At 43.3% G+C, this 22121-nt stretch carries 16 protein-coding genes; 1 reads left to right on the top strand and 15 read right to left on the bottom strand.

Going from position 1 to position 22121, the window contains the following annotated elements:
• Window positions 1–207: 207 nt before the first annotated feature.
• The 13 genes from V144x_RS14460 to nadA form a co-directional block, all read right to left on the bottom strand.
• Window positions 208–720 carry a hypothetical protein gene (locus V144x_RS14460; protein WP_144985855.1) on the bottom strand — a complete coding sequence of 171 codons (513 nt, stop codon included), beginning with the start codon at window positions 718–720 and terminating at the stop codon, window positions 208–210.
• Window positions 721–810: 90 nt separating this feature from the next.
• Entirely contained in the window at window positions 811–2109 is a 1299-nt protein-coding gene (locus V144x_RS14455) for a DUF1501 domain-containing protein (protein ID WP_144985854.1), read from the bottom strand.
• 96 nt (window positions 2110–2205) lie between these two features.
• Entirely contained in the window at window positions 2206–4962 is a 2757-nt protein-coding gene (locus tag V144x_RS14450) for a DUF1549 and DUF1553 domain-containing protein (RefSeq protein WP_232102818.1), read from the bottom strand.
• 50 nt (window positions 4963–5012) lie between these two features.
• Window positions 5013–5696 carry a hypothetical protein gene (locus tag V144x_RS14445; RefSeq protein WP_144985853.1) on the bottom strand — a complete coding sequence of 228 codons (684 nt, stop codon included), beginning with the start codon at window positions 5694–5696 and terminating at the stop codon, window positions 5013–5015.
• A complete protein-coding gene (locus tag V144x_RS14440; protein ID WP_144985852.1) occupies window positions 5696–6283 on the bottom strand; it encodes a hypothetical protein in 588 nt (195 codons plus the stop codon). Before V144x_RS14440 ends, V144x_RS14445 begins: the two co-directional genes overlap by 1 nt.
• A gap of 36 nt (window positions 6284–6319) precedes the next feature.
• The gene (locus tag V144x_RS14435) at window positions 6320–6853 is read right to left on the bottom strand and encodes an RNA polymerase sigma factor (protein ID WP_197998938.1); all 534 of its coding nucleotides are present in this window, start codon (window positions 6851–6853) and stop codon (window positions 6320–6322) included.
• 429 nt (window positions 6854–7282) lie between these two features.
• Window positions 7283–8167 carry an alpha/beta hydrolase gene (locus V144x_RS14430; RefSeq protein ID WP_197998937.1) on the bottom strand — a complete coding sequence of 295 codons (885 nt, stop codon included), beginning with the start codon at window positions 8165–8167 and terminating at the stop codon, window positions 7283–7285.
• Between the two features lie 524 nt (window positions 8168–8691).
• Window positions 8692–10899, bottom strand: coding sequence for a molybdopterin oxidoreductase family protein (locus tag V144x_RS14425; protein ID WP_144985849.1), 2208 nt, complete (start codon window positions 10897–10899; stop codon window positions 8692–8694).
• A gap of 33 nt (window positions 10900–10932) precedes the next feature.
• Window positions 10933–12678, bottom strand: a complete 1746-nt coding sequence (locus tag V144x_RS14420; RefSeq protein ID WP_144985848.1) for a DmsC/YnfH family molybdoenzyme membrane anchor subunit — start codon at window positions 12676–12678, stop codon at window positions 10933–10935.
• Between the two features lie 5 nt (window positions 12679–12683).
• Window positions 12684–13454: a ferredoxin reductase gene (locus tag V144x_RS14415; protein WP_197998936.1), complete on the bottom strand. Its 771-nt coding sequence runs from the start codon at window positions 13452–13454 to the stop codon at window positions 12684–12686.
• Window positions 13455–13468: 14 nt separating this feature from the next.
• Window positions 13469–16444, bottom strand: a complete 2976-nt coding sequence (nirB, locus tag V144x_RS14410; protein ID WP_144985846.1) for a nitrite reductase large subunit NirB — start codon at window positions 16442–16444, stop codon at window positions 13469–13471.
• Between the two features lie 60 nt (window positions 16445–16504).
• A complete protein-coding gene (locus V144x_RS14405; protein WP_144985845.1) occupies window positions 16505–17884 on the bottom strand; it encodes an MFS transporter in 1380 nt (459 codons plus the stop codon).
• A gap of 549 nt (window positions 17885–18433) precedes the next feature.
• Window positions 18434–19423, bottom strand: coding sequence for a quinolinate synthase NadA (nadA, locus tag V144x_RS14400; RefSeq protein WP_144985844.1), 990 nt, complete (start codon window positions 19421–19423; stop codon window positions 18434–18436).
• Between the two features lie 202 nt (window positions 19424–19625).
• Between nadA and V144x_RS14395 the strand changes: the two genes are divergently transcribed.
• Window positions 19626–20450, top strand: coding sequence for a PIG-L deacetylase family protein (locus tag V144x_RS14395; protein ID WP_144985843.1), 825 nt, complete (start codon window positions 19626–19628; stop codon window positions 20448–20450).
• 56 nt (window positions 20451–20506) lie between these two features.
• On the opposite strand, the gene V144x_RS14390 is transcribed toward V144x_RS14395, so the two are convergent.
• Window positions 20507–20971, bottom strand: coding sequence for a carboxypeptidase regulatory-like domain-containing protein (locus V144x_RS14390; protein ID WP_144985842.1), 465 nt, complete (start codon window positions 20969–20971; stop codon window positions 20507–20509).
• A 66-nt stretch (window positions 20972–21037) separates the two neighbouring features.
• Entirely contained in the window at window positions 21038–21976 is a 939-nt protein-coding gene (locus tag V144x_RS14385) for a DUF1559 domain-containing protein (RefSeq protein ID WP_144985841.1), read from the bottom strand.
• Window positions 21977–22121: the final 145 nt, after the last annotated feature.

The following is a 22121-nucleotide window of genomic DNA, read 5'->3' as shown; positions in this document are numbered from 1 at the left end:
AATCACATCAACTCATGTTTATATCAGGATTTAGGAGCAAAAACAACTCTTTTTTGTGATTGTTCAGAGCGAACTCGTCTACATTTTCTAGCTAAAATTCGATTTATACAAAAAATACCCCTGGTTCAAATAGTAGAACCAGGGGAGCGATCATGCTGATTGGCCAACAAGTAATTCAGCACAAGAAGTCAAAACGACTCCATCGAATTAAGTATTTTTCTTCTTTTTCTTTTTTGAACCTTTCCCAGGTTTTTTAATTTTAGCGAGTTGATCGGCGGTCAAGATTTTTGAAAGTTTACCTCTGACTTCACCATTCAGTTTTTTCATTTCTGCCCCCACTTCTTTCATTTGCTTGCTCTGGTCATCAGAGAGCTTGAGAGCAGAATTAACGGCAGAACGAAGTTCTTTCCCTTTTTTACCTTCTTCTTTTGCCTGCTTCATTGCTTTACCACGGGCTTTACGCTGATCGGGAGTTAGAATTTCGCGGTTCTTTTTCTGTAAGGCAACAAATTGAGGTGTGTATTCCTTTTTTAGACCAGCAATCTTCTCTTTTTGTTCATCAGTTAATTCGATCGTTTTCGGTAAATTCAAAGCCTGAATTCTAACCGTTTGTTGTTTTTTACCTTTTTTCTTTTTTGCTTCTTTATCTGCTGCATCAACTGAAGCAACACAGGCCAAAATTAAAGTCATCGTCAAAAGCGCTTTTGATAGTTTCAACATTTTCATTCCCCCTCAGGAAATAATTTAATCACCGATAATGCCAGATCTACACATAGATATATTGGCTGAAATCTTGAAATCGTCCTAATGTTATGTGAACAGCTTATCAATCACAGATCCATCACGAACAATTGTGATGGGACGTCCTGTATTCGTATGATATTCCTGTGTGAAATCGATACCGAGATTGTGGTAGAATGAAGCGGCAACATCGTCCGGAGAATAACCATCGTCAATCGGTCCGGTCCCTTTGTCGTCGCTCTTTCCAATAACCTGTCCCCCTTTGACCTGGCCTCCTGCCATTAACATAAACATGCAGCGGGGATAGTGATCGCGTCCACCACGTTCTCTATTGATTTTAGGAGTCCGTCCAAATTCCCCCGTCACATAAACTGCTGTCGACTCGAGCAATCCCTTTTCAGCAAGTCCGTTAAAGAGCGCTGAGAGACCAGTATCGAGCGAAGGCAGTAATCGATTCTCCAGACTGTCCCAGTTATTTCGGTGTGTGTCCCAGCCACCAGTGGAAACAGTCACAAAACGAACTCCCGACTCAACGAGACGTGAAGCTAACAGACAACTTTGCCCAAAACTGGATTCGCCAAATGGTTTCGAAAATGCGGGAGATTCTTTAGAGATATCAAACGCATCTCGTGCTCTTTTGGATGTGATGATTGAATAGGCCTGTTGACCAAACTGATCCAGCCCTTCAATTAACTGCGAATTCTTTTCTAACCCGTTGAAGGTTTGATCAATATCTCGTAACAGCGATTCACGGCGTTCGATGTTCTCAACTGTCAAACCAGAACGGAGAGAAATTCCTCGTACATTGAACGGTTGGCCGGGACGAGGAGTCGCACCGGTATTGAGTGGAGCATACTTGACACCGAGAAAACCAGGTTTTTGAGTCGAATTGGGAATCGAAACATAAGGAGGAAGGTTTTCAGGTCCTGGGTTTTCTTTTGTAAATACGGCTCCATAACCTGGATATTCCAAAGAAGGCAACGGACGATTACCAGTATTGACGTAAGAACGTCCTAAAGCATGCGCTGCAACAGAGTGCGAGACACCGCGTAGCAGTGCAAACTTATCCATACAAGAAGCAAGCTTTGGTAGATGCTCACAGACTTCAATTCCGTCAATGTTTGTTTTGATCGGATTGAATTCTCCACGATACTCACTCGGTGATTCCGGTTTCAAGTCAAACGTGTCCATATGGGAGGGACCGCCTGGTAGCTCAATAAAAATAGCTGATTTGGCACCTTTTGATTTGGTTTTTCCGGCATCGACCATTCTTAGATAAGAAGAAAGTGTCAAACCTGTGAAGCCGAGTGCACCGACCTTGAGAAAATCACGGCGTTTTACTCCATCACATGTCATTGAAATAGCCATTTGAATTCCTTTCGCATTGAATTGCCCAACATTTTTGGTCAGGCTCTAATTGTTTGTAGTTGTATTGAAATGAATCGGATCAGTTTGAGAAATAAACTAGTGATTAAGCATGAATTCCTTAGTATTCAGCACTGCCCAAACAAGATCATAAATACCTGCCATTTTGTCCTTGGATTCATCAAGATACTTTTTGGCAGCAGTTTTCTCTGCTTCAGTTGGATAACGACTCAAGCTTCTTAAATAAGTTCGAGTAATAATTTCTTCCGTTTTGTCTTCGGCAAGAGGTTGCTCAAAAGACTGAACGCGAACCGGAGTATTTTTCATCTTGTTAGATGCTTGTTGAACTTTCCTTAGCTCCGCTTTCAAAGCCCGCAACCGTTTTTGCGCCTGCTGTAGTTCTTTTTTCTTGTTTTTTTGTTTTTGTAATTTTGCAACCTGCTGTTTCGTCGATTTCGATTGTTCTTTGAGTTGATCAATTCGCTTATTGAATCGCTCTTTTCGTTCAGCCGGCTTTTGAACCGCCCCTAATTGCTGACCAACCTGGAATAACCAACTGCCGTTAGAACGATTGATCGCTGAATAAACATCATTATCATTCTTGATATACATCGTCTGTAGTAAGCTGGGATCGACTGAACGATCACAGTCGCAGTTACTTTCGCGAGTGGAACGACCAAAAATCGTCAGCGCATATTGCTTGTCTCTAATTGTACGATTACGTACTCCAGACGCAGGGATTCCAATTGCACGCCCATCAACACTGTTTTTCATAGAGTCGATCGCATCATCCGAAGCAGTCGCCTGGTGAATTGCATCGTATAATACTTCAGCGGGTAAACGATGGGGGATGTAGTGACTAAAGTTGATTTCATCCAATTCATTTGTTTTGTTGGTTTTCCAACTACGCTGATAAGTATCGCTATTCGTAATTTGGCGATGCAGCCATTTCATATCAAAATCATGTCGAATAAACTCACGCGATAAATAATCAAGCAATGGTCCGTTACTGGGGGGATTCGCCAGATTTAAATCGTCAGGTGGCTCAATGATTCCTCGATTAAAGTAAGAAGCCCAGACACGGTTCACAAACGCTTTTGCAAAATAAGGATTATCTTCCCGACGTAACCATTCCATCAATGCAGTCCGAGGATCTTGCATTTGACTGATTTTCACGACTTCGGCCCCCAGTAATTTCGCTGTATCAGGACTCCGTGAATTATTGCGTCGTCTTTTCTTATTTTTATTTTTGTTATTGGTGCGTACAGGCCGTGCTTTTGTCACATAGACTTCCTGGAAGGGGACACTCTTCTTGCCTTTGACTTTTTTATTCAGCTCACGGAGTAGTTGATTTCCTCGCAACTTATTTGCACCAAGTTCTTTCACCATCGCTGTATATTCAGTCCTTGATTCCGGATTGACTCCGAAATTAACACGCGTGAAGAACCCGCGAAACTCTTTGAAATCTGTTTGTGTCCACTGGTCGAAGGGATGCTTATGACACTGGGCACATTGAATTCGGATCCCCAGGAATGTATATGCAAACCCTAAAACACGGTCATCAGGATTTCGAAAATTGCGTCTTGCCCAGTAGTAGGGCATGTGGCCACGATCAGCAAACTCCTTGTCAGATTTGTCCTGATAAATCGCATTCATCGCAGTCGTGAACTGCTCAAAGTTTTCTTGAGGTTCACGGCTGGTTGCCAGTAAGATTCCTTCGGTAATTTCGTCATAGCCGACGTTGTCCGCAACGCGTTTTTTAATCCAGTCGTACCAATCCTGACTGGGACGTTCCCGAACCGGAGACACATTGATTAAATCATCATAATTATTCTGGGTAAAGTCACATAACTTTGTAGTCCACCAGGCTGCATAGCCGGGAGATTCCAGTAGTTCATCAATCTTTTTAGATCGCTTGTCTGGTGATGTGTTATTAACAAACGATTCAACTTCGTGTGGAGCAGGTAAAGTTCCAGAAAGGTCTAAACTGATACGACGCAAAAATTCTGCATCAGTACATTTTTCCGCAGGCACCATACCTAATTTTTTCAACTTGTTAATGACATGTTTATCAACGGGAGTTGATGTTGCGATTTCAGGATATTTATTGCCATATTGATCGGAAACAGGTCGAATTACAGGAATGGGAATGACTCCCGAATCGTAAAACGCAACGACGTGGGTATCGCCTGGTTTTTGTGCAGTAACTAAACCCTCTGGTGAAATTGTCGCGATCTGTTCGTTATTGGTTTGGAATCGACAAAGTGGAGTGACGTCTTCTTGAGCGCCATCTGACCAGACTGCAACGGCACGCAACGCAACGGTCTCTCCCTCTTTATTGAATTGTATGGAATTCGGAGTTATCACCAGTCGCTTAAATTTCGGAGCTTCCTTCGGAACTCCCAATGCGCCACCTTCAATCCAACGAGTTAAGAGCTGGTGTTGCCAGCTACCCGCATCAAAGCGTTTGCCACCTTCGTGGTCAATTTCTTCAAGAGGTTTTTGCAGGACTAAGCTTTTGACAGGTTCTTTGAGATCAATCCGCGCAACGTCTTCCGCGGTAATCTGTTTATGATCCATGATGAAGTCGTAACCAAACAGTGAGAGCCGAAAGTCGCCTTTACCTTGGAAGGAACCATGGCAAGCACGTCCGTTGCACCCGAGTTTTCCAAGCAGAGGAACAACATGCTGTTGAAATTGAGGGACTTCCTTGTTACCAGCGTCAGCAAAACGCTGACTGACCGGTTTTTTGATTTGTGTGTCATTCGCCGCCTTAACCGTCGTCGTCAAAGCAACTAATGCCAGGATTCCGGCTACATATGTAGAATAAAAATTTGTCATTTTGGTTGATTTCATAACACACCTTGTCATAAGGACGAAATATCGTCAGTCAAAAAGTAATCCGCTTACTTCTTGTTTTTATTTTTTTGACCAGTTTTCTTGATACTACGATTTATTTTTTTAAACTCAGCATCAATATAGTCATCTCGGTTTTCAACAATTTCTGAGATTGATTTTTGAAGCTTTTCAACTCGTCTTTCAGCTTGTTTTTGATCATATCGCAAAAGTTCCAGCTGAAGGTCGACTCGTTTTGTAATCAGATTTTTTAATTTTGATTTGTCTGTTGCGCTTCCCATTACTGAAACCCGGGCTGCTAAAAGACGGATGCGAGAATCGACTTCCCAACGTTCCAAAGTCAGACGATAACGTTCTGTATCCCTAGTTTTGAAGCGTTCCAATTTGGTGCGTGTGTTGTCCAAATCACGAAGTGCTCGTTTATATTCACGTGGTTTATGTTTTTTGAGGCGTTGAATTAATTTTGCTAATTCAGGATGATGCTGCTTCGCAAATTCGAGTGCGAGTTTTTCCCGATTGGGACCAATGCCAGTCGCAGCCTTCCGCTCTTTCGTAGTAGTAACAGATTTTGTGAATGATTTCTTATTTTGCAAGCGTTCTACGGAAACTGAAACCGTTCCCGTTTTTGCTGAGTCGTCGGCATAAGTCAGATCTGCAAACAGAACGATTACGCAGATCGGGATCACCGGTACGAAATTATTAAAATATTGGATATTAAAACGTGCCAAAGACATCAATTCACACTTTCATCCGGAAGTGAAACCGCGGTATAAAGCCAGTCGGGAACTTCTAATGTATCAACTTCAGCCAGACTGGCTTGTTGATCAATCAAATCAATTTGAACAGTGTTAGAATTTGATGATACAGTGGTGCTCCTACCTTCAGCAGATTCAGACCATAGATCAAGTAATTGTCCCAGATCATCTTGCGAAGGCTCATTTTCAACGATTTGTGAGTTTGTCGTTGTCCAGTAGGGTGAAACGCTCAACAAATACGAAACCGAACATAGCAGAGCAACAGCACACCCCAGCAAGGTCCAGTATTGAACACGTGAAGAAGAGCCAGATCGAGGATCTAAAGCGGTCTGCTTTGACGTGACTGTTCCTGAGAGACTGACTGGTGTTAGTTCAATCGTTTTCAAACCCGCGATTAGCTGAGTGGCAGTAGCTAAAGCTTCTCGGGCATCCTGTCTCTCGCTGAGTGATTCTTCAAACCGTTGTAAATCCTGTTCAGAAAGCGCATTAGACACATATTGGAATGCTACCCACTCCAGATCATCTGGAGAATTATTAGGAACGGGGTTGCCTGATGTGTCACTCATGAAATACGTCTTAAAAATAGAATGTAAAAACTAATATCAACGATTCTCTGCTGGATTATCAAGTTGTTTTGACAAGGTTTTGATTGCAATTCGCATTCGCGTCAATACAGTACCTAGTGGAAGCTCATATTCTTGAGCAATCTCTTTGAATGTTTTATTTTGGTAGATCCTCGCGATCACTACTTCTTGTTGATTTTCGGGCAGTTTACTCAACGCTTGCCTGACTTGTTCAATATTCTCATTTTCTAAAAGTTGATGCTCTGGTTTTTCAGTCCAATAAACAGCCGTTGTATGACACAAATTTTTCAGTGATTTTTTATCAATTTTACTCCGACGCAACAAAGCCATTGATTCGTGATAAGCGACTTTGAATAACCAACCTTTTCTGGTTTCTTCCTTTGCCTGATTGCCTGATTGTAGTGCTTTGGAAAAAGTTAATTGAATTACTTCATCAACAAAATCGTGGTCGCGTAAGAGCCCCGTTAAAAAAGCGCGCAATTCGGCAGCATGCTGTTCAAATAATTGATGGACGATCTCGGGGGCGAGCTTGCCATCGTTACCGGTGGCCAATATCTACTCCCGTTCAATAACAAAACCGCGGCTTTTAGTAATAAGGATGCACGAACTGGCGAAATTATTTTCAGAATCTCCAGACTTTTCAAAAAAATGCCCTGAGAGCGATTCACGCCATAAGTCACATCACTGCAATATGATACAACAGATCGACATTAGAAAATAATACACAATCTTCTATGAGATAGAGGATTGTTGCCACCATTATGTAAAAAAAGAGTTCCAGATTCGACTACGAAATTGGGGATTCTGTGAGAATCTGCTTTCGATCAGAAAATTCTCGTTTAGAGAGTGGGGCCAGCCAGAACTTTCTCGATCGGATTGGAATGCAAGCTTAAGGACCGGTCTTACGCAGACCTCATTTTGACAGGCACCATCATTAAGCTTTTTTATGCGGACCAAACATTTGCAAACTTTAACGGAGCACTAGTGGCTCTCATTAAAATAAATTGCTGGCACAATGGTTTCCGCGATTTCTGGATGGCTATAGTAGTTTGGAAACATGTGGCCTGCGCCGACACACTTCGAAACATCGATATCATTCACGCGACTGAGACAATCACCAAGGGCGCGTCGATCAAGATAAGTGAAGCCGGTACGCGCTAATGCTCTGCGTGAAAACGTGGCAAGTACGGGATAGAAGAGAAGCACTCTGTCTTTTTTGTTTCGAAGGTTAACGAGGCACTCAATACAGTTCAGACTGCAGCCATAACGTTGCCCGGGATTTAACCAATTGTGATTAATAGCCGCGGCAGCAAATACCGCACGAATGCGTCGCGAGTGACAAGGGATACAAATCCCACATTCATTCAAAGAGAAGCCTTGAATCGAACCACCTCCAATTAAATGCAGAGTTGACGATACAATGCGAGCACCATGGCTATGACCTAACAGGCTGATATCGTGCTGTTCAGGCAATTGGGAAATCAATTGTGCTAAATAATACCCGTTATACTCAGCTCGCTTTCCAAGGATGTTGACATCGATTGGTAGTATCTTTGTAGGCATTTCACCGCTGGGCCATGTGAAGAAGATCACATTCAGCGGACGATTTGGGGCTGCGTTCCTCAGCCAAAAATAGGTATTATACGAATCTGTTAGCGCTCCTTCCCACTTCACAAAGCTGCCATGCACCATGATACAAATCGGAGCATTAGGATCTAACGATTGGACTAAAGTCTCAAATGAAGACTCTGTAACATTTCCTCCTCCACTGGAATGATAGACATCAAATTCACAGCATGGGCAACAGCAATTACTTTTCTGAACACAACAACGACTACTGACAACCCAGTAGTTGAGTTCAGTCACACAAGAAGTGCAATCCTGATCCGGAACACATTGTTGTGTATCGCTAATGCAAGCCGGAGCTGAAGAAGCTTCCTGTGCATATAAGGGCATGGAACATAGGAATAAACAGAAAAAGAAGCAAGCTTTAAGCTGCATGGATCGAGTTGTCAATAAATTCATTGGCCTGATTTATGCTATTCCAAGGATGAAAGGGTTGAAATCATCTTGTCTCACATGCAGCGCGCACTCCTGATCTATGTTTGCTCAGAGTGCTTATGAGGAATATCGGTATTCTTCGGAATCCATTAGCGCAATAAAAGACAAACTCCGATTTTATGGATTAGTCGCTGACCATTATCAAAATCGAACAAGAAAACGGGAATTCGGCTAAAGTCTCCAAGGCACACCCGGATCAGATTGGGCGTTGGTCAGCAAAGATGACCATATTTTACTGAACAAAAACGCGCATCATTGAGAATAGTCAGGAATATTGGAGGCAACCATATCTCAAAATGGTTTGCATAACTTGATCTCGTAGATTTGGTTCAATTTCGCAGTACCCGAACGGCACAGCATTTATAAGAGGGCTGGCTCGAATAGGGATCGAAAACCGCATCGGTTAATTGATTGGTCTGTTCGTAATGCATGGGAATAAAAATTTGTCCCGGTTGTACAGATTGAGTGATAAATGCCCGTGCTTTGATACGCCCTCGCTGTGATTCCACAAATATCTTGTCATTGGGTTTGATAGACAATTCACTTGCATCTTGTGGATTGAGTTCTACATAAATTCGCGCTGGGTAGAGTTTCCGCAACACGTCAGAATTTTTCGTCCTGGTTTGAGTGTGCCATTGTGAAGCGGTGCCTCGACCGGTCAACAAAATAAAAGGATATTGCTCATTTGGCGCTTCCGGCATTTTTGTTGGTTCGGAAAAAATCATTTTGGCACGGCCATTTTGATGATAGAACTGACCATCCTCAAATAATCGACGTTGTTGTTCTAAAGGTTTGGTATTTGACTCAGGAAACGGCCATTGAATACCTCCCTGCTCTTCAATTGCTGCATAATCTTCAATACCGGAAATATCACATGGTTGTCCTTTTGTCAGCTGCTTCATCATTTGAAAGACATCCTCTGGTGATTTCCACTGCGAAAACATGTCAGCACAGCCCCAGTATTGAGCGATCAATTTGAAAATCGAAAAATCAGATAAAGCCTGTCCCGGAGCACGTGTGACACGTTTGACACGGCTGATTCGACGTTCTGCATTAATAAACGTGCCCTCTTTCTCTCCCCAGGCAGCCGCTGGTAAGACCAAATCCGCATGACGGGCTGTTTCGGTAGTATGATACATGTCCTGTACCACGAGAAAATCCAACCGGTTTAAAATGTCACGTACCTGTCTCTGGTTAATCCATGAATGTGCTGGATTGGTGCAGATGACCCAAAGCCCTTTAATTTTACCGGCCAATATTCCTTCAATGATCTTATGGTATGGCCAACTGTTTTCAGTGGGAATACGATCAACTGGAATCGAAAGCGTTTCAGCAACTTTACTACGATGCTCTGCGTTGAGAAAATCATGTCCTCCCAACAGGTTTGTTGTGTTGCTAAATAGACGCGATCCCATGGCGTTACATTGGCCGGTAATCGAATTCGGACCGGTTCCTGCTCTTCCAATGTTTCCTGTCATCAAAGCCAGATTAATCAATGATTGAGCGGTGCGTACGCCTTGATAGCTTTGATTGACTCCCATGGTCCACCAGAAAGAAACCCGCTTTCCGGAATGAATGATTTCTGCAAAGTGTTCAATGGCAGCGCGACTGAGTCCTGTCTCATTAGCAACCCGCTCGATTGTATAATCTCTGACATGCGCAGCAAATTCTTCAAAGCCTTCCGTATGATTTTGAATAAAATCTTCAGCAAGATACCCACCTTCGATAAGAATGCGCGCGATACCGTAAAATAATGTCAGGTCTGATTTGGGATAAATCTGTAAGTGCTGAGTCGCCTGCATCGCCGTTTCGGTTTTTCGTGGATCAACAACTACAATTTCTGGATCGTGCGAATTACGCATGACGCGTTCCCACATAATCGGATGCGCAATACAGGGATTAGCTCCGACAAATACCAATACGTCTGATTCTTCGAGATCCTGATACGTGAATGGAGGCGCATCGAATCCAAATGATTGCTTATATGCGGTGACCGCCGAAGCCATACACTGTCGTGTATTTCCATCTCCATGAAGCATGCCCATGCCGAATTTAGCAAGCGCTCCTAAAAATGCCATTTCTTCAGTAACCATTTGGCCTGTACTCAGAAAGGCGACTGAATCTGTCCCATATTGCTGTTGGATGCCTTTGAATTTTCGCGTGAAGAGATTCAGGGCTGTGTCCCAATCGACCGGTTCCCAGTGATTGTGAGATTTTTTAATGAGAGGGCTAATGGCTCGGTCGGGAGATTTCAGCACAGATAAAGCTTCCCAGCCTTTGGGACACGCCATCCCTAGATTGACGGGATATTCTGTGGTTGGAGTCACACAAACCCCTTCACCGTCCTTCAGATGAATATTTAAATTACAACCTGTACCGCAAAACCCACAGACCATCTGAGTCATTGCGTCAGGAGTATTTTTTTCAGGAACTTTTCCTAGTCCAAATCCACCGGGAGAGAGCAATAACTCTCGCGTGAGCGGCCCTTCTTTTTGATGGATCAGATCACTGAGCCTTGATTGATTGATGATGGACATAAAATGAATTCCAGTAGGATTGTAAACTAACGCTTATCGTAATACTCCGGGCATTCGAGGAGCTGCCACCGCGGAGAAAAAAAGATATCTTTCCAATAATTCACCGAACAAACATGCAATAAATAATATGCTGACGGCTATGAAGAGATTTAAACTATGTGGAGGTTGTGTTTGCTGGTTCAGTAAAAAGCAAGGCATCAATATCCCTCCCAGTAAACCACATGCAAAACGAGCGAGTGTCACATTTGACAATTGCCCACTCATCAATAAAGCCGAACGCTTGAGTGGTGAGTTTTGTCGACGAATCAGATAACGAAATATCGAAGCTTCAAAACCAAGCTTGATGATTGATGTCAGAATCAATGCCTTGGAGAGGAGCGGTCCCGCTTGAGCGATCAATAGATTTGATGCTGGAGAGTCATCAGTCCAATTCACAATGAAAATCGTCAACCATGTCGAAGCAATTCCCAATAGAATCGTAGTGAGAGAAAACTTGATCGTGGTTGTTTCAAAGCTCCAGAATTCACGTTTCGTAAATACATAAATCATGATCGAGCAGAAAATACCAACCATTCCCAAGAAACTAACTATTTGTCCTGCCAGAGGTTGCCAGGATTCCAATTCCGGAAACGTCGAATCAGAAACCCAAGTCAAAACTGCATACAACATTGCTGCACCGGCAAAAATACCAAATGCTAGAATTTCTCGACTCAGCCACGAATGTTTCAGCCCTAATATGCCTCGAAACGCATACAGAGGACGCCCTAAATGGAGTGTGCTGGCTCCTAATGCAGTTAAACCAAAGAACAGCGCACTTGTCGCATATAAGCGATTCATGATGGCTGTTTCTTCTACACTGAATAAATACTCTAAAGCAGATCCCGCAAGAAAAGCGCCGACAGAAAGTTGAGTGAGTACCAGCATGATCACCAATGGTAGATGGGCGTGTTGAGGACTGGTCGAATAATAATCTGCCGGTAATGTATTACGGGGAAACGGTTTTTTCGACTTGTAGGTTGTTGTGGGAATCGTAATCTGTGGATCAGGCGCCGCAGGTAGAAATGGGTTGACTTCCGAATCTGCGATGACTTGTTCCTGATTGACGATATTAATTGAAATCGCCTGATGAGGACACGCTTGCACGCAAGCGGGTGCTTCACCATCAGATAACCGCTGACTGCACATATCGCATTTCCGAACAATTCCTTTGTGGCTTTGGTATTTAGGAACATCGTAAGGACACGCTAATGTACAATACTGACAACCAAAACACTGGTCGTCCAAGTGTTTCACAATTCCGGTCAGTGGATCTTTCTCATAAGCGTTTACAGGACAGGCATGCATACATGCTGGCTCCAGACAATGGTGACAAGCAGTGGTGACATGTTGATAAATCGGATCCTGATTCGACCCACCAATCAGTAAACCAACATCACGCCAGGTTTCGTTTTCATCAAGTCCATTGAGTGAATGGCAGGCTGTCACACACGCTTTACAGCCGGAACAACGGTCCAAATCCACCTCAAAAGCATATTGTTCCCCGGATTGTGGAAACGCTGAAGGAATCAGATCAGAATAGTATCTTGACTGAGCTGGTATTGCCTGGGTGTCATACTGTTTTGAAAATTGATCGATGGCAGTTAATGACTGCTGCTCTTTCAAGAGAATCGCAATCAGATCAAGCTCTGTACTACAGGCGGCATTACTTTGTAAATTCGACGCAGGGTCATCAAAAGCGATTATTGGATTCTGGTCATCTCTACCAACGTCAAATGTCATATCTTTTATTGAGGCTTTCGTGTTTTATGAAATTGCTCGCTATGAATGAATGTCTGTGGTACCCCGGCTTCCAAAAGCTGTTCTTCAAAATCCTGATTAAATCGGTTGGGACCACATAAAAAGAAACGAGATGCCAAAAGTTGAGAGACCTTTGATTGCATAAATTCAAAATTGAGATATCCACAATATCCCAACCAATGAGGAGTTGGCTGGGAAAGAGTCAAATAGTAATGGAATCCAGGCATTTGAGTGATTAGCTGTCGAGTTTCCTCATCAAAGATAATATCCCTATGAGTTCTGGCACCATAAAACAAATAACAGAGTCTGTTTTGATTGAAATCTTGTAAGTAGCGCACAATACTCATCATCGGAGTGATACCAATACCGGCACACAACAGCACAAGTGGTTCTCTATGTTGCTCCTGGTCATAGTAAAATCGTCCCAAAGGACCTTTTAACAATAGGCGGCTTCCTGGACGAATCTGTTCAAAAAAATAATTTCCGACCTGTCCTTGAGAATTGCGTTTTATTGTTAAGTCAATGTTTTCCGGCTGCAATGGCGATGAGCTTATTGAAAAGCTTCGCCAAACTTCGTTTCCATCAATGTTAAGACAAACCTTGGTAAACATGCCTGGTTTATGAATCGGAAAAATCCCTTTGGAGTTATCCAATCGAAAGGTACGAACTTCATCTGCTTCCTGTACTACTTCAATTACTGACAGTGCTAAAAGTTGTTCGTCTTGTTTTTTTGAATTCTGTTGTTGAGATAAGGTCATTTGATATCCTGTGCTTAGTGAGCGCCAGCACATTCTATTTGATTTAGTAATTCATTTAGTACTTTTTCCTCAGGGAGTTCCAAGTACACATTCTGCATATCATCAACTCTTACTTTAAACACATTTACTGAATAATTCTGCTCACCACTCAAACAAGTCCCGTTTTCCAGAGAAAATGTTTTTTTGTGTAAGGGGCATGCCACTTTGGGGATGCCTTGTGTATCACCAATGATTCCGCGTGATAATACCATTGCCTGCTTATGAGGGCACATTTGCTGGCAAGCATACCATTCACCACGACTGGTAAAATTAAATACTGCGATTTGTGAAATACCATATCTTACAGTAGCTCCACTATTCTCTGGAAAATCACTTACAGTTCCTACATGGACCCACTCGCGTGGTTGTTCATCTAGTTGGGAATTATTATCTTCGACAGTTTTTTCCAACGGTTTGAGATCATCCATCGGAATAAAATCGGGAGCCCAGTCGACTGGGCGATGCTGCCCGCGTTGTGGAATCAATTCGATTGAGGGTTGGTGATCTTCGGTATTCACGAACTGGTTAAATAGCCTTCTTTTCTCAGGGTTATTAACGACTTCTTTCCACTCACAACGATAACTATCAACCAATGATTGCATCATGGCTTCCAGCTCTTCACAAATCCCCAATTTATCTTCGATGACAACTTCTTTTAAATAGTCAATCCCCCCTTCCAGTTTCTCCAGCCAGGCAGCAGTACGCGTTAGCTTATCCGCAGTCTGAATATAAAACATCAAAAATCGATCCAGGTACTTAATACAAGTTTCTTCATCAAGATCTGATGCAAAAAGATCGGCATGTCGTGGTTTGGCACCGCCGTTCCCGCAGATATAGAGATTATAACCATTTTCTGTCGCGATGAGCCCAAAATCTTTACTCTGTGCTTCCGCACATTCGCGAACACACCCCGAAACACCTCCTTTGATTTTGTGTGGAGCACGGACTCCGCGATAACGTTCTTCCAGTCGTATCGCGAAACCGACAGAATCTCCCACTCCATAACGACACCAGGTTGTGCCAACACAGCTTTTGACTGTACGCAGCGCTTTACCATATGCATGGCCGCTTTCAAATCCAGCGTCGATCAATTTTTCCCAGATCGCAGGCAGATCATGAACTTCCGCCCCGAATAAGTCAACGCGTTGTCCGCCGGTGATTTTCGTATAAAGGCCATATTCCTGAGCGACATTTCCCAGAACGATCAATTTGTCTGGAGTAATTTCGCCCCCGGGGACGCGAGGCACTACTGAATAGAGTCCACCGCGTTGCACATTCGCCAAAAAGCGGTCGTTCGTATCCTGTAAAAATGCATGGTCAACAACGTGCTCGTTCCATAAACTGGCAAGAATCGAGGCCACCGTCGGCTTACAGACTTCGCATCCCGCACCTGAACCACAGTCATCGAGAACTGCCTGAAATGTTTTGAGTTTTTTAATTTTAATAATATTGAGTAGTTCTGTTCGTGAAAATTCAAAATGCTCACACAGGTCATTGTTGACCGCAAGACCAGACGCTTCCATCTCTGCTTGAAATAGATCTGTCACCAGGGGCAAACATCCCCCACATCCACTTCCAGCTTTGGTACACGTTTTTACCTGATCTACTGAAGTCAGTTTTTCATCTTGAATTGCCGCGCAGATTTGCCCCTTTGTGACATTATTACAAGAACAGACCTGCCCTTCGTCTGGCATCTCTGCAATGCTACCTCCCGGAATGCCACTATTGGAGCCAACGACGAGTTCATGTGGGCTGCAAGGTAACACACCATCGGTCTTAGTCAGCATCGACAAACTGCCATAATCAGAAGCATCGCCGATTAAAATGCCCCCCAGGAGGTTGGTCCCATCGGAATTAAAAACTAATTTTTTATAGACGCCTGCAAAAGGATCTTCAAAAGTGAGGCTTTTCGAATTTTTGGGATCGGCTTCATAATCACCAAAGCTGGCAACATCCACGCCCATTAACTTTAACTTAGTGGAAAGGTCGCTTCCCTCGAATTTTAGATCGATACTACATAAGTGAGCTGCCGCCACCTCTGCCATTTGATATCCAGGTGCAACGAGACCATACACCATTCCTGAATGTAAGGCGACTTCTCCTACAGCATATATGTCGGGATCAGAGGTCTGTAGAAAATCGTTGACGAGGATCCCCCCTCGTTCTCCCACTTCAAGATTGCATTCACGAGCTAACTCATCACGAGGACGAATACCGGCTGAGACGATAATCATGTCAACATCCAGCACTTCGCCATCTTGAAATTGAATCCCCGTCACTTTGGATTCTCCCAACACTTCGTTGGTAGCTTTATTCAGATGGACGCGAACTCCCAATTCCTCAATTTTTTGAATCAGAATTTTTGAACCGGCGTCATCAATTTGTCGCGGCATTAAACGTGGAGCAAACTCCAATACATGTGTTTCCAGGCCCAGATCCAGTGCTGCTTTTGCTGCTTCCAAGCCCAGGAGCCCACCTCCAATCACTGCTACCCGCTTCGAATGTTTCGCGTAGTCTATGATCGATTCCAAGTCGTTAATTGTACGATATACAAAGACTCCTCGGTTTTTGATTCCAGGAACTTCTGGTATGAAAGGATAGGACCCTGTTGCGATGATCACCTTATCATAAGGTATCTCAATACCCTTTTGGGAACGGACAATTTTAGTTTGTCTATCAATACTGACTGCACGGTCTGCTAAATGGAGATCGATGTCATTTTCCGAGTACCATTCTTGACGAGCCAACATTAATTTTTCTGCATCATTATGAGCGAAAAATTGTGTTAATCCCACACGGTCATATGCAGCACGTGGTTCTTCACAGAATGTTACAATCTTAAATTGCTGTTGCTGGTCTTTCTCAACCAGTTGTTCACACAGCCGTAACCCCACCATGCCGTTGCCAATGACAACCACATTCTTCTTTGGTTCAGAATTTCTTTGAATCACAGTGAATCCACCTTTTACTCAGAGCACTTAATTTGTTATTCGCAGAGTCACATAAGCTTTTTAATTACCTATGGCTGTAGCAAGCTCTTTCTCTCCACTTCTGGCAGTCACTGCTAATTCATGAGCGAGTCGTACTTCTTCTTCCGTTTCTTCACTAAACCGCACAATGAAGGTCAAGAAGGAACAGCACGTCACAATCGCTCCAATAATAAACAAGGCAGTTGGCCAGGTAATTGCATGTGTTTTGAACAGAAAACCGGCTGCAACGGCCCCTGCATTTCCACCGGCTCCCACAATACCGGAAACGGCCCCCAACGCTTTGGGATTAATAAACGGAACCACAGAATAAGTGGCACCTTCGGACATTTGGACGAATAGGCTGAAGATAATGAGAGCGGGTAACGCCATCACAAGAATACTCATCTGTGAAAAGAGCATCAGTGCGATACCTTCGCAGAAAATCACAACAAATAACCACTTGACTCGTCCACTAAGCCCCCATTTTTCTCCAAACCGGTCACCAAAAAGTCCACCCAGAGTGCGGGCAAAAATATTCATCAAACCAAACATACCAGCAAACAAACCAGCCATTTTGATCGCGTGTGCTGTTTCCATATCCTGGAAGTAATCAAAGTGGTCCAGAAAATAGAGTGCAGCGATATTGTTAATCGTAAGTTCAATTCCAAAGCAGGCACCGTAGATGACAAACAGTGCCCAAACTCGATGATCTTTACAGGCAGTCCAAAACTTTCCTTTGTTATTTGCTTTTTGAGGCAACTTCCCAGCAGCACGCAATTCTTTAAAATTTCCATCTGGTGTATCTTGTGTCAAGAAGTAATAAGCAACACCTGTTAAAGCACAAATCAGACCAGCTACAAACATGGAAGCACGCCAACCTAAGGAATCACTGAATCCCAATACTCCGATAAACAGAGTGAATATGAGTGGCATCACAAGCTGTGTGACTCCCCCTCCCAGGTTTCCCCAGCCAGCAGAAGTGGCATTGGCAGTTCCGACACAATTCGGGGCAAACATAATTGAGGTATGGTACTGTGTAATCACAAACGAAGCCCCAATCGCACCAATGGCAATTCGGAACATCAGAAAAGTGGTATAGTCGTGGGCGAATCCAATTCCCATCACAGGCAGAGAACCCAAAATCAATAGCCATGTATAAGACAAACGCGGCCCAATTTGATCACAGAGCCAGCCGATAAAGAGCCGAGCAATGACTGTAATTGCAACAGAACCAATGATACACCAGCCAATTTGCTCTTTTGTCAGGAGCATCTCTTCCCGGACCACCTTCATCAAGGGAGCAATACCGAACCAGGCGAAGAAGCAAAGAAAGAATGCAAACCAGGACATATGAAATGCACGCATTTGCGGAGTCGAAAAATTGAATAGATTAATCCTGGTTGCTTTATTTTGAATTTCCATTTCCGTTGTGCTTTCTTTTTGCAGCTACTTTTGGAATTTTCAATCGTTTAACCATTGAGAAATATTGAACGAATCGATCAGAGATGAACGGCGCGCAAGGGTATCTCAATTCAAAGCAATAAAAGAATGAAAAGGCCTGCTATTGTTTGGCAAGTTTAGGGAGAGCGCCACACGAAGAACTTGCGATGATAGTTAATTCAGTCTGAGTTTCTTTTGTAGATGTCACTTCTATTAAATTTTTGTGACTGATACTCCGTGAGCGCAGGAGAGATCACCCTGATTCAACCTCAATAGATGCTAGACCCTATGAGATTTGATTTTATGAATGTTAAGGAAAGGCAAAGAATGTGCCAAAAAATAAGTCAACTAACCTAATAAAAGAAGTCCTACCCAAGCTGAGATGGAATAACGTCAAATTACAATAGAAAAACGTCCTTTTCTATTGGGCAAAAATATTAATTCTGCAGACGGCATGAAGATTTTTATGCAAGAAATGAGCAAGTTGCCTAGAAAAGAAGCACATTTAGAAGGCAAATACCGCAGTCTGATTTATTGAAGCAAACTACGTTGCAAGACCTCCTTGGCCTGATCGAAGTATGGCTGCCATTCGATCTCTGGCTTGCCATGTTTCAAGCAGTCTCGGACTTTCTGTAATGTATTGAGAGCCATGTGTGGACAACGATTACAGGCGCAAGTTTCGCCTGACGAAGAAATAATTCCTGGAACCGGAATATAAGTATGATGTGGTGCCGATTTTTCCAGTGGGTGAATCATGTTCGCTTCGGTGGCAATTAAAAAAGTGCCCGGTTCTTTAATCGACATCACATATTGCCGCAGTTTTTCTGTCCCCCCAATGAAATCAGAGACTTCCAGAATCTTATGGGGACATTCCGGATGAGCCAGCACAAGGGAACCTGGATTGTTCTTTTTGGCACGCAACAAACCTTGCACACTGAAAATTTCATGCACCATACAGGAACCTGGCCAGAGAATCATTTCCCGTCCCGTAACTTCCATCAGGTAACGTCCGAGATGTTGGTCTGGTACGAATAAGATTTCTTTCCCTTGTGGTACACGGTCAATGATTTCACGTGCGTTACCACTGGTGACAATCCAGTCACAGAGGCTTTTTACTTTGGCACTTGTGTTAATATAGGCAACTGTCTCGAAATCGCGGCCCTCTGCCTTCAGTTTTTTTTGAAATGAATCCAAGTCGCCAAACTGACAGCTTTCGGCTAGAGAACAACCCGCATTAAGATCCGGCAAAAGTACTTTCTTTTCTGGGCTCAGAATCTTGGTCGATTCCGCCATGAAATGGACACCTGAGAAAACAATGGTCGAAGTTTTGACTGTGACGGCATCACGAGCCAATTTCAGGCTATCGCCCGTAAAATCAGCGATTTCCTGTATTTCACCGTCTATGTAAAAGTGTGCTAATAGTGTGGCGTCTTTTTCTTTTTTGAGCTCTTCGATTTCATCCATTAGATCAAGGGGATCTTCATAGACTTCTTCACTATTATCCATCATGGGTAATGACATCTGCTCATACCTTCAGTTAAGCAACAATTCAATTTTCTGTATCTGATTGACACGCTCGACAGGTCGTGTGTTCAATACCATTATTGAACTCATACTAGTGAATTTAAAGTACTTTATGTACAACTAATATGATTTGATTACATGACCACGATCCTGGATCATGTTTGCAATTCTATCTAACAATATGAAGGTTTAGAACTCCATGGCAGATCAATCGTTACGAATCCTGATTTTTGGTGCTCATCCAGATGATTGCGATATCAAAGCGGGGGGAACTGCGTCCTTATATCAACAGGCAGGTCACAGTGTGAAGTTTGTGAGTGTGACGAACGGAGAATCTGGGCATCAAAGACTTTCAGGGACCGAACTAGCCGAAATTCGTCGGGCTGAGGCTACAGCGGCCGGAAATGCGCTCGGAATAGAATATGAAGTCCTGGGAAATCGAGATGGCTATTTACAACCGACCATTGAAGCCCGTTTTGAAATCATTCGTCTGATTCGCCAATTTGATCCCGATTTAATTTTGACACATCGCCCGAATGATTATCATCCTGACCACCGTTATACATCACAGTTGGTTTGTGATGCTGCTTATATGGTAACAGTTCCTCCGATTGTTCCCGAAGTCCCTGCGTTACGAAAAAACCCGGTGATTGCATATCTCTCAGATCATTTTACACGTCCCTACCCTTTCTCTCCTACAGTTGTGGTCGATGTAGAGCCTGTGTGGGACAAGTTGATTGACGCGCTCGATTGCCATCGTTCCCAGTTTTATGACTGGTTGCCATATAATCATTTTCATGAACATGAAGTGCCTGCCAATCCATCAGAACGAAAAGTCTGGTTAAGTAGCAAAATGCGAGAGCGAATCGGACCGTTGGCCGATCAGCATCGTGAACTAATCATCGAAACTTATGGCAAAAAACGTGGTCAGGAAATCCAACTCATCGAAGCATTCGAGCCATGTGAATATGGATCTCCTTTAACAGAGGAAAACGTCAAAACGTTATTTCCATTTTTGCCTTAGGGATTAATTCATAGAATCGTGATTATGCGAAGCTATTCAAATAAACTGAATTCTCATTATTTTTTTTGATGAAGATCAAATGTAAATTCATTTTCGCCTTCAGTAACCACTGCTTCTAATCCCGATGTCAGCGGATTACTATACTTTTCCGGAATCAGAGATTTCCTTTGTGCACCAGCGGCATACTCTTCGACAGAAGGATCGTTATCAAAAGCTGTGATGACGACCGTATAGTTCCCAGGTAACACACCATCTCCCTCTTCGAAGGTTGATAACTGGACACGACCATTTTCATCAATCTGACCAATGGCAGGGCGATTCAAAGTTCCTTCACCTCTTGATTTTGACTGAAAAGTAACCGTCCCTTTTGACAACGGTTTTCCGTCAAGCGTGACGAGCCCCGAGACCAGAGTTGTTTCAGGCTTTTCGTTTCCACCGCATCCCACCAACAGGACAGAAAGAAATGGCGCTATGAAAAAAGAACACTTCAGTATTTGTAAGCGAGATCCTTGATGCTTCATGAAATGATATCTCTCCGCAAAATTCACAATAAATTTCCAGACATCTCACATACCCAGGTGTTTTGGTCAAAACTCACCTAGGGGTTGCTTATCATTTTTATCTCCCAGGTAGTTCCACGTTGCGTAATCAATGTTCTCACTAACAAACCGCACACTACCATCTGCCAGACACATATGAACTCCACCGACATGGTTGCTCATATAGCCCCCCATATGGGCATAGCAGGTATCGACTCGTGCATCTCTGGACTTGGGACAGGCTGTATAGGTTTTAAAATAGTTAGGAGGAGGATTCGTCGTGCCGATATGCATATGCGATGCAAAATACATATTGAAGGAGCTATAGATTGGTAAAACTTCTCCGATCAAAAATGTATTCGTCGTGCCATCAGTGCAATCTTTGAATTTGTAAGAAATACGACCACCATTAAACATTCCGGGAGCTTCAACACTTGCACGTGCTCCTCCGGTACTCTTGCAGTTGATGTTAGGCGTTAGTGCTGGAATGGGGCAAATATTCATATGTAACGGCCCTGCACAGAGTTTATAATTGGCCCCAAGTGAGTTGCCCGCACCTGGTGTATAACCTGCTTCGCGAGAGTTTGGGTAAAGTCCACTCTCAGGATCGGAGGGGCACATCAAAACCCCTGTTTTCCAGTCGTTAAGTGCTGCCGGATTTGGCCCTTGGTGATTCGGCACTGAAAAGTCAATCTGATTATAAAGTGTCGAATGTTCGATAAACGGTAACAACGATTCGAGCCAGGTATGACAATGAGCAATTCCAGAAGATCCACTGCAATACGCAGCAGCCGGGAGAACACTGTGTGTCTCGTGATAATTATGAAACGCAATTCCCAGTTGTTTTAGATTGTTTTTACATTGAGATCTTCGAGCTGCTTCCCGTGCCTGCTGCACAGCTGGCAAAAGCAGTGCGATCAGAATAGCTATGATGGCAATGACCACGAGTAATTCAATCAGCGTGAAACCACGTAAGTGCTTTCTCATCAATATATCTCCCAGGGAAAAGTAAATATAATTCCTAGGTAAAACCAATAGACCCCTCAAAAAAAGAGAAATATCACCTAGATAAAAACAGGGATTAAATCGAAGGAAATTCCACTATTTGAGAATATACTCCCGCTTAGATTCT

It is taken from the genome of Gimesia aquarii, from assembly GCF_007748195.1.
Taxonomy (GTDB): domain Bacteria; phylum Planctomycetota; class Planctomycetia; order Planctomycetales; family Planctomycetaceae; genus Gimesia; species Gimesia aquarii.
This window is presented reverse-complemented; position numbering and strand designations above follow the sequence as displayed.